13 protein-coding genes and 1 pseudogene are annotated in these 14,129 nt (G+C 71.8%); 9 read left to right on the forward strand and 5 right to left on the reverse strand.

The features are described 5' to 3' along the window. Positions 1-150 precede the first annotated feature (150 nt). Positions 151-2,241, reverse strand: a complete 2,091-nt coding sequence (locus AB0G16_RS26455) for an ATP-dependent DNA helicase (protein ID WP_362810294.1) — start codon at positions 2,239-2,241, stop codon at positions 151-153. 317 nt (positions 2,242-2,558) lie between these two features. Between AB0G16_RS26455 and AB0G16_RS26460 the strand changes: the two genes are divergently transcribed. Next, positions 2,559-4,013 carry a hypothetical protein gene (locus AB0G16_RS26460; protein WP_362810296.1) on the forward strand — a complete coding sequence of 485 codons (1,455 nt, stop codon included), beginning with the start codon at positions 2,559-2,561 and terminating at the stop codon, positions 4,011-4,013. 257 nt (positions 4,014-4,270) lie between these two features. Further along, positions 4,271-5,854 (forward strand): Na+/H+ antiporter, encoded by a 1,584-nt coding sequence (locus AB0G16_RS26465; protein ID WP_362810299.1) that lies wholly within the window; start codon positions 4,271-4,273, stop codon positions 5,852-5,854. A 193-nt stretch (positions 5,855-6,047) separates the two neighbouring features. Here AB0G16_RS26465 and AB0G16_RS26470 read toward each other — a convergent pair whose 3' ends face one another. Beyond that, positions 6,048-6,311, reverse strand: coding sequence for a UBP-type zinc finger domain-containing protein (locus AB0G16_RS26470; RefSeq protein ID WP_362810302.1), 264 nt, complete (start codon positions 6,309-6,311; stop codon positions 6,048-6,050). Between the two features lie 150 nt (positions 6,312-6,461). On the opposite strand from AB0G16_RS26470, the gene AB0G16_RS26475 reads away from it, so the two are divergent. The 4 genes from AB0G16_RS26475 (at position 6,462) to AB0G16_RS26490 (ending at position 8,521) form a co-directional block, all read left to right on the forward strand. Further along, complete coding sequence (locus AB0G16_RS26475; RefSeq protein ID WP_362810305.1) at positions 6,462-6,863, forward strand: hypothetical protein; 402 nt, start codon at positions 6,462-6,464, stop codon at positions 6,861-6,863. Between the two features lie 92 nt (positions 6,864-6,955). Beyond that, positions 6,956-7,297 (forward strand): DUF202 domain-containing protein, encoded by a 342-nt coding sequence (locus tag AB0G16_RS26480; RefSeq protein ID WP_362810308.1) that lies wholly within the window; start codon positions 6,956-6,958, stop codon positions 7,295-7,297. After that, the gene (locus AB0G16_RS26485) at positions 7,294-7,728 is read left to right on the forward strand and encodes a DUF202 domain-containing protein (RefSeq protein WP_362810311.1); all 435 of its coding nucleotides are present in this window, start codon (positions 7,294-7,296) and stop codon (positions 7,726-7,728) included. Before AB0G16_RS26480 ends, AB0G16_RS26485 begins: the two co-directional genes overlap by 4 nt. Positions 7,729-7,750: 22 nt before the next feature. Next, positions 7,751-8,521: a hypothetical protein gene (locus AB0G16_RS26490; protein WP_362810314.1), complete on the forward strand. Its 771-nt coding sequence runs from the start codon at positions 7,751-7,753 to the stop codon at positions 8,519-8,521. Between the two features lie 157 nt (positions 8,522-8,678). Here AB0G16_RS26490 and AB0G16_RS26495 read toward each other — a convergent pair whose 3' ends face one another. Both AB0G16_RS26495 and AB0G16_RS26500 read right to left on the reverse strand, forming a co-directional pair. After that, on the reverse strand, positions 8,679-9,176 hold the full coding sequence (locus AB0G16_RS26495; RefSeq protein WP_362810317.1) for a transglycosylase SLT domain-containing protein: 498 nt from the start codon (positions 9,174-9,176) through the stop codon (positions 8,679-8,681). A gap of 337 nt (positions 9,177-9,513) precedes the next feature. Further along, positions 9,514-9,816, reverse strand: a pseudogene (locus AB0G16_RS26500) (transglycosylase SLT domain-containing protein); the annotation flags it as partial. 308 nt (positions 9,817-10,124) lie between these two features. Between AB0G16_RS26500 and AB0G16_RS26505 the strand changes: the two are divergent. Then, positions 10,125-10,610, forward strand: a complete 486-nt coding sequence (locus AB0G16_RS26505; RefSeq protein ID WP_362810320.1) for a glutathione peroxidase — start codon at positions 10,125-10,127, stop codon at positions 10,608-10,610. Here AB0G16_RS26505 and AB0G16_RS26510 read toward each other — a convergent pair. Further along, positions 10,582-11,580, reverse strand: a complete 999-nt coding sequence (locus AB0G16_RS26510; RefSeq protein WP_362810323.1) for a LacI family DNA-binding transcriptional regulator — start codon at positions 11,578-11,580, stop codon at positions 10,582-10,584. The genes AB0G16_RS26505 and AB0G16_RS26510 overlap by 29 nt on opposite strands. 177 nt (positions 11,581-11,757) lie before the next feature. Here AB0G16_RS26510 and ugpC point away from each other — a divergent pair, with 177 nt between their 5' ends. After that, on the forward strand, positions 11,758-12,978 hold the full coding sequence (gene ugpC / locus AB0G16_RS26515) for a sn-glycerol-3-phosphate ABC transporter ATP-binding protein UgpC (RefSeq protein ID WP_362810326.1): 1,221 nt from the start codon (positions 11,758-11,760) through the stop codon (positions 12,976-12,978). A gap of 344 nt (positions 12,979-13,322) precedes the next feature. Beyond that, on the forward strand, positions 13,323-14,129 hold an 807-nt coding region (locus AB0G16_RS26520; RefSeq protein WP_362810330.1), incomplete at its 3' end, for an ice-binding family protein.

Genomic DNA, 14,129 nt, shown 5'->3' on the forward strand with positions numbered 1-14,129 from the left:
GTAGGTGTTCGCCGCCACCCGCTGACGTCACGCTCGAAGGCCCGGTCCCACGGGTGCTCTCCAGGGGCCGGGCTTCCCGTCGGCCGCCGGCGCCGGCCGCCCATCGGCGCCGGCCACCGGTCGTTCAGCGGCGCCGGCCGTCCCGCCCGGTCAGGAGGAGCCGAGGCGCTTGAGGGCGCTGCGCACCTTCGCCGGGTCCTCGGTGGGCCAGAAGGGCGGCAGCGAGTCCCGCAGGAACCCGGCGTAGCGGGCCGTGGAGAGCCGCGGGTCCAGGACCGCGACCACCCCCTTGTCGTGCTGGCTGCGCAGCAGGCGGCCCGCGCCCTGGGCCAGCAGGAGCGCGGCGTGGGTGGCGGCGACCGACATGAACCCGTTGCCGCCCTTGGCGGCGACGTGACGCTGGCGGGCGGAGCTGAGCGGGTCGTCGGGGCGCGGGAACGGGATGCGGTCGATGATGACCAGGCGCAGCGACGGGCCCGGGACGTCGACGCCCTGCCACAGGGAGAGCGTGCCGAACAGGCAGGTCGGCTCGTCCTCGGCGAACTGCTTGACCAGCAGCATCGTGGAGTCGTCGCCCTGGCACAGCAGCGGCACGCTCAGCCGGTCGCGCAGCGCCTCGGTCGCCGCCTTGGCGGCCCGCATCGAGGAGAACAGCCCGAGGGTGCGCCCCCCGGCGGCCTCGATCAGCTCGGTGATCTCCTCGATGTAGGCCTCGGGCAGCCCGTCGCGTCCCGGCTGGGGCAGGTGCTTGGCGACGTAGAGGATGCCGCTGCGGGGATGGTCGAAGGGGGAGCCGACGTCGATGCCGGTCCAGCCCGCCCGCCGCCGGGCGCCCTCCCCGCCGTCCTTGCCGTCGCCCTTCTCCCCGCCCCTGCCACCGGTCTTCCCGCCGTTGCCGCCGTTGCCGCCGGCTCCCAGGCCCCACTGGCGGGCCAGGCCGTCGAAGGCGCCGCCCAGGGCGAGCGTGGCCGAGGTCAGGATCACCGTACGGTCGCCGAAGAGCTTGTCGCGGAGCATGCCCGCCACGGTGAGCGGAGCCACCCGCAGCAGGGGAGGGCGCCGGTCGTTGCCCTCCTCCAGCCAGACCACCTCGGCCCGGTCCACCTCCGTGGCGTGCCCGAAGGCGTCGAGCATGCGCTGGGCGGTGTCGTGCACCTCGTCCAGGGACGTGAAGGCCGCCTTGCGCAGCCCCGCGCCCTCCGGGTCGTCCTTGTCGCCGCCGCGCGGCCCCAGCGCGGTGATGCACGCCCACGCCGCGTCGCGGATCAGGGCGAGCGTCATGCCCAGCACCTCGGGAAGGTCGTCGAGGCGCCCGGCGGGCGCGGCGCCCAGCAGTGCCTTGAGATCCTCGCCGGCCTCCATCAGCCGGTCGGCGAGATGCTGCTCGATGAGCTTGCCGACCCGCCGCACGGCCACCGCGACCATGGTCTCCGACAGCTCGCCGCTGACCACCGAGGTGACGCGGTCGACCAGCTCGTGGGCCTCGTCGACCACGACCACCTCGTGCTCGGGCAGCAGCGGGAAGTCCTCCATCGCGTCGATCGCGAGCAGCGCGTGGTTGGTCACCACGACGTCGGACTCGCCGGCGCGGGCGCGGGCCAGCTCGGCGAAGCACTCGGCCCCGTTCGGGCAGCGCATCGCGCCCAGGCACTCCCTGGCGCTGACCGAGAACTGGCGCCAGGCCTGCTCGTTGACGCCGGGGACGAGCTCGTCGCGGTCACCGGTCTCGGTCTCGTTCGCCCACTCCTGGATGCGCTGGACCATCCGGCCCGTCGCGTTCACCTCGCGCGGGTCGAAGAGCTGGTCCTGCTCGTCGTCGGGCCAGCCGGCGCTCGCCTTGTACCGGCACAGGTAGTTGCGACGGCCCTTGAGGATCGCGAACGCCGGCTCGTGCGGCAGGTGCGGGGCGAGGGCCGTGGCGAGGCGGGGCAGGTCGCGGTCGACGAGCTGGCGCTGGAGCGCGATGGTGGCGGTGGAGACGACCACCGCGCCCTTGGACGTCATCGCGTGCCTGATCGAGGGGATCAGGTACGCCAGCGACTTGCCGGTGCCCGTACCGGCCTGGACGGCCAGGTGGTCGCCCGACTCGATCGCGTGCTGCACCGCCCTCACCATCGCGATCTGCCCGGGGCGCTCCACCCCGCCCACCGCCTCGACGGCGGTGCTCAGCAGGTCCTCGACGGGGGGAAGATCCACCTTCGAGGAGACGTCTTCGGACGGGGCGATGGAGTCGGTCGGCACGACAGCCAACCGTACCCGTTCACTCCGACGGTCGCGGCGGCTCCGGCGTCCGCGCCGGGCCCCGGCCGGGCTCCGGCCGGTTCCGGCCACGGCCCGCGGGGCCACACCGCGGGGACGCATGGCGGTATTCCGGGACCCGGCGTTCACCCCGCATGGCAAACTGGCTGGATCACCCGGCTTGTCGAGCCTCATAAGGTCACAGAAGATCTATCGTTCTGGTGTCCCCGGGGCGGAAGATGGGGAGGGAAAGGCCGGTTCGGTAGGGTTTCCCGAGGTCGAGTGGACGAATAAAGGCTGGTTAAAGCACTATGTCTTCCATGTCGGAAGTTGTGCCGTTGCCGTCGTTCGGCGAGGTGTTCTTTGACGAGCGTGGCCAGGAGCGGGTGCTCAGGGTCACCTGGCACGAGGGCACCCTGGTGCTGAGCCTGTGGCGCGGCGAGATGTGCACGGCGAGTTTCCGCATGCCCATGAACGACGTGGGGCGCCTGGTCGACACCCTCGACGAGGGTTTCATCGAGGCCGGCGGCCAGTATCCCGACGAGGTGGACGAGCCCGTCCGGCCCGAACAGCCCCCCCACGGCGAGCCGCAGGCCTACGGCGAGTATCCGGGCACCGGCCAGTACGCCCGGCCCCGGCCCGAGGACTACGCCCAGCCCCAGCAGTACGCCGACCCGGCGGGTCACGTCGCCGAGCCGGGCGACTCCCGCCCGGCCCCGGCGCTCGGGCCCAACGACGTGCTGGTCGCGCGAGGCGTCACGCCCGCCCCCGACCGCACACCGCCCGGGTACGGCCCGTCCGACGTCGTGCCGCGCGAGAACCTCATCGTGAACGACGCGCTGCCCTACGGACAGCCCCAGCCCGTCGAGCCGCCCGGCGCGGATCCCGCGCCCGGCGAGGCCGGCTACCAGCTGCCCGGCGACCGCTACCCGAACGCCCAGCAGCCGGGCCCGTACGGCGCCCCGCAGCCGGACGCCTACCCCGGGAGCGGACGGCAGCCCGAGCCGTACGGCGGCGCCCCGCGCCAGGAGGCCTACCCCGGCCCGGTCCCGCAGGCCGACTTCTACGGCGCGCCCGCCCAGCAGCCGGGTTACGGCGCCCCGCAGCCGGACGCCTACCCCGGCGGCCGGCAGCCCGAGCCGTACGGCGCCCCGCGGTCCGACCCGTACGACGCGTCACCGCAGCCGCGCCAGGTGGACCCCTTCGCGGCCCCCTCCGACCGGCAGAGACCGGCCGGGCCGGTCGGGCCGGTCGACCCCTTCGCGCCGCCGGCCGACCGTTTCCCCGGACACGCCCGCCCGGTGGAGCCCGACCCCTACGCGCAGACCCAGCAGAACTCGACCGACCCCTTCGGGTTCGCCGCCCAGCAGGCCGCACAGGAAGCCGCGCAGGGGGCGCCCTACGGCTACCCGTCCCCCGCGCAGCCCGATCCCTACGTGCCCGACCCCTACGCGCCCGGCGCCCAGCAGCCCCACCAGGCCGGGCACCCCGCCGACCTGCGGGACCTGTACAGCTCGCCGCCCGCCTACCCGCAGCAGGACGTCGACCCGTCCGACCCGCTGGGCCTGTTCGGCCGCTCCACGCCGGACCAGCGGCTGCCACGCCCCTACGTGCAGGAGACGCCGCACTCCACCGGTGACCGGCTCCGTCCCGAACAGCATCACGAAGAGCAGCACCCCGACCAGCGCTTCGAGGAGCCCCGCTACGAGGACGGGCGCCACGAGGGCAGGCGCCGCGGTGACCGGGGAGACCGGGGAGACCGGCAGGACTGGTGATCGTCGCCGGGACGTACCGGCGACGGCACGGCGGGACCGGGTGAGGCGGCCCCGGGTCCCCGGGCGGATCACGCCCGGCCGGCCCGAGGTTCCGGGTGCGCTCCCGTCGTGCCCGTTCGCCAGTCCGGCCTCGGAGGGGATACGGTAACCCGTCCGCCGGATGCGGGCTCCGGCTCCGGTCGGCGTCCCCGCCCGCGGGCGGCTCCCCGGAGGCTCCGGGCGGGTGGATTGATCGGATCCCTATCGGGCGGGGTGGCGTGGACCAGTCGACGGTGCTGCAGATGCTGGCCGTGTCGGTCGTCGGAATCGCCGTGGCCGCGGTGGCCAGGCGCAGGGGGTGGCCGGCACCGCTGTTGCTGGTGCTGGCGGGGCTGGTGCTGTCACCGCTGTTCCCCGAGTACGAGCTCGACCCCGAGCTCGTCCTGCTGGTCTTCCTTCCGCCGCTGCTCTACGCGGCGGCGATCGACAGCTCCTACCTCAGGCTCAAGGACTTCCGCAGGCCGGTCGCGCTGCTCTCGATCGGCCTGGTGCTGTTCACCACCCTGATCGTGGGCTGGGTCACCCACCTGCTGCTGCCCGACCTGCCGCTGGCCGCCGCGTTCGCGCTGGGCGCCATCGTGGCCCCGCCCGACGCGGTCGCCGCCGTCGCCGTGGCCCGCAGGCTGGGGCTGCCCCGCAAGGTGGTCACCATCCTGGTGGGGGAGAGCCTCTTCAACGACGCCACCGCGCTCACCGCCTACCGGGTGGCCATCGCCGCCGCGCTGGGACAGGGCATCACCTGGCTGGACGTCACCGTCGACTTCGTCCGCGCCGCGGTGGGCGGGGTGATCATGGGCCTGGCGCTCGCCTGGATGCTGACCTGGGTGCTGCTGCGGGTGCGCGAGGCGCTCATCGAGAACACCGTGATGCTGCTGGCCCCGTTCGCCGTCTACCTGGCGGCCGAGAGCGTGCACGTCTCCGGGGTGATCGTCGTCGTGATCGTCGGCCTCTACATCGGGCATCGGATGCCCAAGGCGGGCTTCGGCACCCGCCTGCTGTCCGACGCGATCTGGCGGGTCCTCGGCTTCTTCCTGGAGACGATCGTCTTCGCGCTGATCGGCCTGCAGCTCTGGCCGATCGTGAGAGGGCTGGAGTGGGGCGACCGCTGGGAGCTCGCCGGGATGGCGCTGGCCGTCTTCGTGGCGGTGGTGGTGTCCAGGGCGGTCTGGGTGGTGCCCAGCCTCTACCTGCCCAGGATCCTGTCCCGGAAGGTCCGCGAGCGCGAGACCCACCCCCCGTCCTGGCGGTACACGGTCATCGTGAGCTGGGCCGGCATGCGCGGCGTGGTCTCCCTGGCGGCGGCCTTCGCCATCCCGCAGAGCTTCGAGGGCCGCGACATGCTGCTCTTCCTCACCTTCGCGGTGGTGATCGGCACCCTGCTCCTGCAGGGCCTGACGTTCCCCGCGCTGATCCGCAGGCTGCGGATCTCCAACGAGCAGGAGATCTACGCCGACAACCTGTCCGAGGCCGCCGCCCAGCAGGCCGCGGCCTCGGCGTCGCTGGCCCGGCTGGACGAGCTGGTGGCCGACGGGGTCGACGACGTGCACCGGGAGGTGGTCGACCAGCTCAGGTCGCGCACCGAGCGCCGCGCCCTCACCGCCTGGGAGCGGCTGGGCGGCGGGACCGGCCCGGCGGGCGAGGAGACGCCCAGCACCGTCTACCGCCGGCTCCGCAGGGAGATGCTGGCGGTCGAGCGCGAGGTCTTCGTCCGCCTCCGCGACGAGCGGCGCGTCGACGACGAGGTGCTCAGCAGGGTCCTCCACGAGATCGACTTCGAGGAGGCCACGCTGGAGCGCGACTGAGCCCGGGGCCGCGCCCCGGGCCCCATGACCGGGCCCCGGGACCCGTGACCCGGGACCCGGGGCTCGGGCCCTGGGACGTGGCCCCGCGGCCGGGCCCTGGAGGTCCGGGGCCCAGCAGGCGGGTCCTCCCGTGACGCCGCCCCTTCCCGTGACGCCGTCCGGGTGTCCCGCCCGGGTCCGCCCTCTAGCTGTTCTAGCCCATGACGTTGTCCACGTAGCACCAGCGCCAGCTCTCGCCCGGTTCGAACGAGGCGACGACCGGATGGCCGATCTCCGTGGCGTGACCGGTGGCGTGCCGGTTGGGCGACGAGTCGCAGCAGCCGATGTGGCCGCACGACATGCACCTGCGCAGGTGGACCCAGCGGGAGCCCATGGCCAGGCACTCCTCGCACCCCTGCGGTGTGCGCGCCGGCGGGTCCTGGGTCTGTGCCGTGGTGAGATGCTGACAGAGTTCCATGCTTCCCCCTCGTGTGAATACAGAGGATCGTACGACCCGGGTCGTAATCGGGCCCGCTCAACTCTCAGCGTCCCCGGACGGCGGACCCCGGCCGGTAACGAGCCGGTACGACGGCGCCTGCGGTGCCGACACGTTGGGTAGGGTCGGGACATGCGACCCCTTCCGCGACGAATTCCCGTCCTCGCCGCCTCAGCGGCCGCCGCCGCCCTGCTGATCACGGGTTGCTCCGAGGTCCAGCAGGTGAGCCAGGGCATCGACAAGGCGCAACAGTGCGTGCAGGCCGCGGGCATCGTCACCGATACCGTCTCGAAGGTCTCCGGCCTGCTCAACGACCCCGCCGGGATGGAGAAGGCGTTGAACGAGGGGGGCGCCAAGCTGGGTGACCTCGCCGACAAGGCCGCCAACACCTCCCTGAAGGAGGCGGCCGACAACGTCTCCAACAACCTGCAGGGCTTCAACGTCACCGACGCCAACAGCGCCGTCGACGCCGCGCAGAAGGTGGCGACCGACTCCGTGGCGTGGGTCCAGCAGCTGACCAACGCCTGCGGGTGACGGGTCCGGCGGCTCACCGGTGACCGGGTGATCGGCCCCCGGCCCCGAACCCGGCTTTCCCCGGGGGAATACCGCTGAAATAGCGTCGTTGCATGGACTCCCAGGACAACGAGCCGGATCCCCGGTTCACCCTCGCCAACGAACGCACCTATCTGACCTGGTTGAGTACGTCGCTCGCGCTCAGCGCGGGCGGCGTCGCCATGGCCGCGGTCTCGGCCGACGTCTTCATCCCGTGGATGCGCACCCTGCTCGCGGTGGTCCTGGTATCGCTGTCCGCCCTGGCCGCCGCGATGGCCTACCCCCGCTGGCGCAGCGTCCAGCGCGCCCTGCGCACCTCCGCGCCGCTCCCGCCCCCGGCCCTGGCCCCGCTGTTCGGGTACGGGGTGGCGGGGGTCGCCGTGCTCGCCCTGATCCTCATCCTGCTCTCCCGGTGAACGGCCCCGGCGGCAGCGCCCCCGGCAGCGTTCCCGGCAGCGTTCCCGGGAACGACGACGGCACCGGGGGAGCCGGAGGCGCCGGGAGCACCGGTGACCCTCAGGGGGCCGTGGACTCCGGTCTGCAGGGTGAGCGGACCCGGTTCGCCTGGGTCCGTACCGCCACCGTGCTGGCCGCCGGAGGCCTGGGCGGTGCCGGGGTGGCCCTGCGCGCCGGCGCCCCCGCGGGGGCCGTCCTGCTGTTCGTTCCCGCGGTGTTCTGCGCGTTCCTGCTGCTGACCCAGACCGGCATCCGCTACCGGCGCGCCCAGGAGGCCCTCCGCCGGGGCGGGCCCCTCGACGACCGGGCCGACGCCCTCATCGCCTGGATCGGTACCCTCGCCGTCGTCGCCGGGGCCGCCGTCTCCGTGCTCGCGGGGATCGGACGGTGAAAATGCGGAAAGATATCGCATCATGTCCCGCTTCGATGATCTACCTGGCTACGCGGCGTCGATCGGCCCCCTGATCGACGCGGTCAACCTCGGGGTCCACATCGCGAGCAGGCCGCTCGGCCGGGAACTCGCCGAGCGCTCGGGTCTCCAGGCCGACCTGCTGGTCGATCTCCGATTCGTGCTCCCGATCAGGCCGCTCACCCCCGGCGGGCTGGCCGCCGTCTACCGCTACAACCCCCTGCGGCGGGCCGAGATCGACGTCCACCTCGCCCAGGGCACCCTCGACGAGGACGCCGCCCCCGACGCCGTTCCGGGCGCCGGCGCCCCGGATGCCGCCGAGGGGGGCGCGTTGCGCGCGACCCCGGTCACGCACGCCTTCATCACCTCCCTGTACGAGGTGCACGCCAGGGTGACCGAGGGGTTGTGGGCCGCCCAGGCCGACCGGCTGCCCGAACTGGCCGACATCGCCGGACGGCTCGTACGGGCGGGCGCGGCGACCGGCGGGGCCGCCTTCGCCCAGGTCGCGCCGCCGTACGAGCCCGCGGGGACCCCGCCGGGCGTGCTGCTGTTCAACCGGCTGGCGACCCTGCGCTACCACCGCGCCGACGCGCACGCCGCCGCCTGGGCGCGGGCGGGGTTGACCGCGGCTCAGATGATCTCCCTGCCCCCGGGGCCGGCCCGGGACCGGATCGAGGTCGACACCAACCACGGCGCCGCGCGGCCGTACGAGGTCCTGACCACCCGTGACCGGCAGGCGTTCCTGCTCGGCCTGAGCGCCCTCGACCTGCCGTGAGGCGGCCATGAGGCGATCTTCCGAGGTCGGTCGTGCTTCCGGGACCGGTCGTGTTCCCGGGGCCGGTCGTGCTTCCGGGGCCGGTCGTGGCGCCCGGGGCCTGACGGCCCCGGGCGCCGGGAGAGTGTTCCCTTCCCCTGGACACTCTCCGGGCGGGTCAGTACCAGTTGCTCGACCGGAAGTGACCCCACGCGCCGCACGGTGACCCGTAGCGGCTCTTGATGTAGCGCAGACCCCAGTGGATCTGCGTGATCGGGTTGTACCGCCAGTCGCCGCCGCTGCCGCCCATCTTCGAGCCGGGCAGCGCCTGCGGGATGCCGTAGGCCCCCGAGGAGCGGTTGTAGGCGCGGTGGTTCCAGTTGCTCTCCCTGGTCCAGAGGCTGTCCAGGCAGCGGAACTGCCTGTGCGGCCAGGCCCGCCGGGAGACCAGGCGGTAGGCGATCGTCTTGTTCCTGCTCTTGGCGGTCCTGGCGACCGCCTTCATCGTGGGCTTCACCTGGGTCACCCAGGTGAAGCGGTGCACCATCCGGGCCGTCCCTTTCCTGGACGACTCGGCGGTGCTCTCTGCTCGTCCCTCCGTCGACGGACCGACCATCGCCGAGGCGGCGAGAACGGTCACGACGGTACCGCGTAGAACACGGTGGCTGCTGTTCACATGGTTCCTTGTCCTCGGGCCGCGTGCGGGGGCGGGCGAGGGCACGGATGCGCCCGCCCGCCTGACGATCCGGCGTCCGTGGCTCGGACGGGGAGCGCCCGCGTGGTCTCGCCGGCCTGTTTCCGGCATGAGACGCCGCGGCGGTCTCTCTAGGCGGCTTTCTAGTACGCCGGAGAGCGCCGCAGGGCGGTTGGGACACGCGAAGGGAAGGTGTTTGCCCGATCTTCGGGATTTACGGGTGATTCGACGGTTGACCGATTACGGCGGGCGAATCACCCATGCCGGGAGACGATATGAAAATCAGTCCACCATGGGGTTTCGGATCGCTCTCCGCCGATCAGTACCAGCCGCGCGACAGGAAGTGCGACCACGCCCGGCACGGCGAGCCGTAGCGCTGCTTGACGTACCCGAGTCCCCACTTGATCTGCGTCCTGGGGTTGCTGCGCCAGTCGCGTCCCGCGCTGGCCATCTTCCCGCCGGGCAGGGCCTGCGGGATGCCGTACGCGCCCGAGGAGCGGTTGTGGGCGCGGTGGTTCCAGTTGCTCTCCTTGGTCCAGAGCCTGCTGAGGCAGTCGAACTGAGTGCTGTTCCAGCCGTGAGCGGACACCATCGGCCTGGCGACCGCCCGGTTGTCCGTACTCGCCGAGGACGCCTGGGCGACCGTGGTGGTGCCGAGGGCGAGCACCGAAGTGATCACCAGTGCACCGGTACGGCGTAGCGTCGACATGGGACTCCCTTGTGCCTTGAGGTCGGGGGACGGCGTCACGATGCCTCGCGATCCGGCGGCTGGCCAGCCGACAGCGTCGTGTCAGGAGTCATGTCAGAGATCGGTAAGGGAATGATCAAAGCGGTGGTGAGGCGGGCGCCGTCCCGCCTGTGGCGTCAGTCACATTTCACTTTATGGACGGCATAACTCTCAAATGTGACAAGGGGATTAGGGTGCACAGCATGGGAATCCGTGATATCGCCGTACAGACTCTTTCCGGCACCCCCACCACCCTGGCCGAGCTGGCAGGGGACGGGGCCGTCCTCGTGGTGAACGTCGCCTCCAAGTGCGGGCTGACGCCTCAGTACGCCGGGCTCGTCGAGCTCCAGCGGACCTACGGCGACCGGGGCCTCACCGTGGTCGGCGTGCCGTGCAACCAGTTCATGGGCCAGGAGCCGGGCAGCGCCGAGGAGATCCAGGACTTCTGCTCCACCACCTACGGCGTCGACTTCCCGCTGCTGGCCAAGAGCGAGGTCAACGGCGAGGGCAGGCACCCCCTCTACGCCGAGCTCACCGAGGTCCCCGACACCGAGGGCCAGGCCGGGGACGTCCAGTGGAACTTCGAGAAGTTCCTCGTCTCCGCCGACGGCGAGGTGGTGGCCAGGTTCAGGCCCGGCGTCGAGCCCGCCGACCCCGCCGTCATCGCGGCGATCGAGAAGTCCCTCTAGCCGCGCAACTCCCCCTGACGATCAGCTCGGTGGGCAGCAGCACGCCGCGCGGGCGCCTGCCGCCGCCGCGGAGCACCAGCTCGGCGGCGCGGTAGCCGATGTCCTGGGCCGGCTGGGCGATCACCGTCAGCGACGGCGAGCAGAGCTCGGCCCAGGGCACGTCGTCGAACATGATCAGCGACATGTCCCTGGGCAGGCGCAGGTCCAGCTCGCGCGCGGCCAGTACGGCGGCCTCACCGAGCAGGTTGCCGCCCGCCAGCACCGCGGTCAGGTCGGGCCGGTGCTGGAAGAGCCCGGCCGCGGCGGCGTAGGCGGAGTCGCGGCTGCCCCGGGCCACCACGATGAGCTCCTCGTCCACGAGCGGGCCCAGCACCTGCCGGAAGGCCGTCAGCCGCTGGGCCTGCCCGGGGCCGCCCAGATAGGCGATGCGCCGGTGCCCCAGCCCGGTCAGGTAGTCCAGCGCGGTCCTGACCCCGGCGCGGTCGTCGGCCAGCACGGCCGGGATGTCGTCGTACCCGGCCGAGGTGCGGTGCGCGAACACGGTGTTCAGCCCGGCCCGGAGGGTCGGCGCCCAGCTCTCGCCGTCTCCCGAGGGGATGGCGACCAGCCGGTCCACCCCCTGCTCCAGGAGCACGCCGATCGCCTCGGCCTCGCGTTCGGGGTCGTCGCCGGTCGTGCCCAGGATCACCGGCTCGCCCGCCGAGCGCGCGCAGGCGAGCACCCCGTCGGCCACCCGCCCGTAGAAGGTGTCGGTGATGTCGGGCAGCAGCAGCCCGATCCCGCCCGAGCGCCGCTGGCGCAGGTTGCGGCCGAGAGCGCTGGGCCGGTAGTCGAGCTGGGCGGCGATGGTCAGCACCCGCTCCCTGGTCTCGGGGCTCGCCGACCCCCCCGACAGGACCCGTGACACGGTGGCGACCCCGACCCCGGCCGCCTCGGCGACATCCCTGATCGTCGCGCGACGCATGTTCATGGAAACGATTCCATCATGTTTTCCGCGAACGATCCACCACGGAGGCATAACGGCCGCCCTGCTGACAGGCCAGAACCGGGCAACCTCTTGACACCGATGTCCGTTTCCGATGAGATGCATGAAAACGTATCCAATATCGGGTGAACACGGGGTTGGCCCGGGGCGGTAAGGACATCCATGGCATCCATCGTTCTCAGCAAAGTCGACAAGATCTACGCGGGTGGCGTCAAAGCCGTGAACGGCCTCGACCTTGAGATCAAGGACGGCGAGTTCATGGTCCTGGTCGGCCCCTCCGGCTGTGGCAAGTCCACCGCCCTGCGCATGATCGCGGGGCTTGAGGACATCAGCGGCGGAGAGATCGCGATCGGTGACCGGGTGGTCAACCACCTGCCCCCGAAGGACCGTGACATCGCCATGGTCTTCCAGAACTACGCGCTCTACCCGCACATGACCGTCGAGGAGAACCTCGCCTTCGGTCTGAAGCTCCGCAAGATGCCCAAGGCGGAGATCTCCAAGCGGGTCGGCGAGGCGGCCAGGATGCTCGGCCTCGACCAGTACCTCAAGCGCAAGCCCGCCGCCCTGTCCGGTGGTCAGCGCCAGCGTGTCGCCATGGGCCGCGCCATCGTCCGCGAGCCCCAGGCCTTCCTGATGGACGAGCCGCTGTCCAACCTGGACGCCAAGCTCCGTGTCTCCATGCGCGCCTCCCTGAACACCCTGCACGAGCGCCTGGGCGTGACGACCGTCTACGTCACCCACGACCAGGTCGAGGCGATGACCCTCGGGGACCGGGTCTGCGTCCTCCGCGACGGCCTGCTCCAGCAGGTCGACACCCCGCAGAACCTCTTCGACAAGCCGGTCAACCTGTTCGTCGCCGGGTTCATGGGCTCTCCCTCGATGAACTTCGTCAACGCCGAGCTGGTACGCGGTGACGGTGGCGCCGCCGTGACCTTCGCCGGTTTCAACCTGCCGGTGCCGGCCGAGACCTTCGCCGAGAAGCGCGGCCTCGAGGACTACATCGGCAAGAAGATCATTCTGGGCATCCGCCCCTCCGACTTCGACGACTCGGTGGCCGCCAACGGCACCCCGGGTGGCTGGACCCGCCTGCAGGTCCGCGCCGAGGTCACCGAGGAGCTCGGCTCCGAGATCAACGTGCTGTTCCTGATCGACGCCCCGCCGGTCCAGCACCAGGACACCGTGGCCGCCGCCGCCGACGACGGCGAGGAGGACGCCACGCTGCCGCTGGTCGGCGACAAGTCGCTGTGGACCGCCCGCGTCAACTCCCGCAGCCACGTCCGTCCCGGCCAGAACATCGAGCTGGTCGTCGACACGCACAACCTGCACTTCTTCGACCCGGTCTCGGGTCTCGCCATCGGTCACCCGGCCAACGCCCGCGTCTGACCCCCTCACGACGGGCCGGCACCGGCCCGTCCCGGAACCACATCCCGTAAGGCCGACAGGGCCCGCGCCACGACCCCCTCCCGTGGCGCGGGCCCTGTCGTGTCCGCCTGATCGTTCAATGAAGAATTGAGCGATCTTTGTTTCTCGTTTCAGTGGTTCGGTTCGAGGCTTTCCGATATCCCCGGGTAGCGTGCGGAATCGCGGGGTAGGGCTCTCGGACCTCCCGGGCCGTTGATCGCGCCGACGGGCGCTTTCGACCTGCGGGGGACTCAAACGGCCGGATGTCTTCACCGCTCCTATAAGTCCAGGCGCGTTCGCCGCCCCTTTAAGGAGAAATCCGGCAAATGATAGTTTTTCTCACTTGTCTTGCCCGGAAGTCACCCGTGCTGTTCGGGGTGCTCGCCGGGATCATCGCCCTTCCCGTCATCGCCGTGCTCGTCGCCACGCAGTCCGGCGCGAAGGTCGTGCAGGAGCCGGTGAACCTCGGCACCGCGGACGCCTTCGCCGTGCTGGCCGGGACCACCGTCACCAACACCGGCCCCAGCGTGATCACCGGTAACCTCGGCCTCAGCCCGGGCACCGCGGTGACCGGTTTCCCGCCGGGAACCGTGTTCGGCACCCAGAACATCGCCGACGCCGTCGCGCTCCAGGCGCAGAACGACCTGACCATCGCCTACAACAACGCGGCGGGACAGGCCTCGACGGCCCTCGTCGCGGGGGACCTGGTCGGCCGGACGCTGGTGTCGGGCGTCTACACCTCCACCTCCTCGCTCGGGCTGACCGGCACCCTCACCCTCGACGCCCAGGGCGACCCCGACGCCATCTTCATCTTCCAGGTCGCCTCCACGCTCATCACCGGCTCGGCGAGCCGGGTCCAGCTCATCAACGGCGCCCAGGCGTGCAACGTCTTCTGGCAGGTGGGCAGCTCGGCGACGCTGGGGACCAACTCCACCTTCGTCGGCAACATCCTCGCCCTGACGTCGATCACGGTGACGACCGGCGCCGTCGTCGACGGCCGCGTGCTGGCGCGCAACGGACAGGTCAGCCTCGACACGAACACCATCACCCGGGCCGTCTGCGACGCGACCCCCACCCCGACGGTGACTCCGACCGTCACCCCGACGGTGACTCCGACGGTGACGCCGACCGTC

It is taken from the genome of Streptosporangium sp. NPDC023615 (assembly GCF_040640155.1).
Classification (GTDB): Bacteria; Actinomycetota; Actinomycetes; order Streptosporangiales; family Streptosporangiaceae; genus Streptosporangium.

Coding starts and splice junctions, on each gene's coding strand:
- AB0G16_RS26460 (WP_362810296.1), top strand. CDS start 2,559: ATGTCGGAAGTTGTGCCGTTGCCGTCGTTCGGCGAGGTGTTCTTTGAC.
- AB0G16_RS26470 (WP_362810302.1), bottom strand. CDS start 6,311: ATGGAACTCTGTCAGCATCTCACCACGGCACAGACCCAGGACCCGCCG.
- AB0G16_RS26475 (WP_362810305.1), top strand. CDS start 6,462: ATGCGACCCCTTCCGCGACGAATTCCCGTCCTCGCCGCCTCAGCGGCC.
- AB0G16_RS26480 (WP_362810308.1), top strand. CDS start 6,956: ATGGACTCCCAGGACAACGAGCCGGATCCCCGGTTCACCCTCGCCAAC.
- AB0G16_RS26490 (WP_362810314.1), top strand. CDS start 7,751: ATGTCCCGCTTCGATGATCTACCTGGCTACGCGGCGTCGATCGGCCCC.
- AB0G16_RS26505 (WP_362810320.1), top strand. CDS start 10,125: ATGGGAATCCGTGATATCGCCGTACAGACTCTTTCCGGCACCCCCACC.
- AB0G16_RS26510 (WP_362810323.1), bottom strand. CDS start 11,580: ATGAACATGCGTCGCGCGACGATCAGGGATGTCGCCGAGGCGGCCGGG.
- ugpC (WP_362810326.1), top strand. CDS start 11,758: ATGGCATCCATCGTTCTCAGCAAAGTCGACAAGATCTACGCGGGTGGC.